At 64.9% G+C, this 1,032-nt stretch carries 1 protein-coding gene and 1 pseudogene; both read right to left on the bottom strand.

Annotated elements, in window-relative coordinates; all coding sequences use genetic code 11:
- Positions 1-160, bottom strand: a pseudogene (locus tag EN906_RS39090) (trimethylamine methyltransferase); the annotation flags it as partial.
- Positions 161-172: 12 nt separating this feature from the next.
- The coding region (locus EN906_RS35215) for an aminomethyltransferase family protein (protein ID WP_164777659.1) at positions 173-1,032 on the bottom strand (860 nt) is incomplete at its 5' end.

Below are 1,032 nucleotides of genomic sequence, written 5' to 3'. Positions count from 1 at the left end.
CGTGAATCGCGGCCACCTGATCATCAGAAAAGATCGGCTGTGGCAGGACCGGGTTCTTCAGCGAATGGTAATTGGGACGGCGGCTGCTTTCGCTGCCGGCCTCGCCCGTGCGTCCACGCCGGCGCTCGCGCCTGCCGTCCCGTGCCGCGTCATCGACCATCGGAAATCCTCCTCATTGCCGCATTGCCTTGCCCAGGGGATCATAGGGCGAGGCCGCGACGACATGCGCCGGCCGTTCCTCCCCCACGACATGCACGGAGAGCGCGGTGCCCTCGCCCGCGAAATCGCGGTCGACCAGCGCCAGCGCCAGGCTCTTGCCGATCGTATAACCGTAACCGCCCGAGGTGACGAAGCCGACACGCCGGCCCTGATGCCAGACCGGCTCGAAGCCGCTGGCATCGGCGTCGAGCGCATCGATTTCCAGCGTCACCAGGCATTGGCCGCTGCCGGCCTCCCGCTGTTTCGACGCTGCTTCGCGGCCGATGAAGTCGCTCTTGCCGAAAGCGATGAAGCGGTCGAGACCGGTCTGGCCCGGCGTATAGCCTTGCGTGAATTCGCGCGACCAGATGCCGAAGCTCTTCTCCAGCCGCAGCGCATTGAGTGCATAGTAGCCGATTTCGGCAAGGCCCAAATCCTCGCCAGCGCCCAGCAGCGTGTCGCGCAGAGTGGCATGCATGGTCACGGGGCAACTGATTTCGAAGCCGAGCTCGCCTGATATAGACAGCCGCGCCACACGTGCCTGCACCATGCCGATGTCGAATGTGCCGCAGGCCATGAACGGCAGCGCTGCGCCGGACACATCCTGATGCGTCGTTCGCTCCAGTATTTTGCGCGCGTTCGGCCCGGTCAGCAGGAAGCCGCTCATCGTGTCGGAGAGGTCGCCGACGGTGACGCCTTCAGCCGCATGGCTCTCGAACCAGCGCATGTGGAATTCCCGGAGATAGTAGGAGCCCATCAGCCAATAGCTGCCGCCGCCCCAGTTGAAGACGGTGAGGTCGCCCTTCAGCCGTCCGTCATGACCGAGCATCGGCG

Source organism: Mesorhizobium sp. M7A.F.Ca.CA.004.06.1.1 (assembly GCF_003999135.1).
Lineage (GTDB): Bacteria > Pseudomonadota > Alphaproteobacteria > Rhizobiales > Rhizobiaceae > Mesorhizobium.
This window is presented reverse-complemented; position numbering and strand designations above follow the sequence as displayed.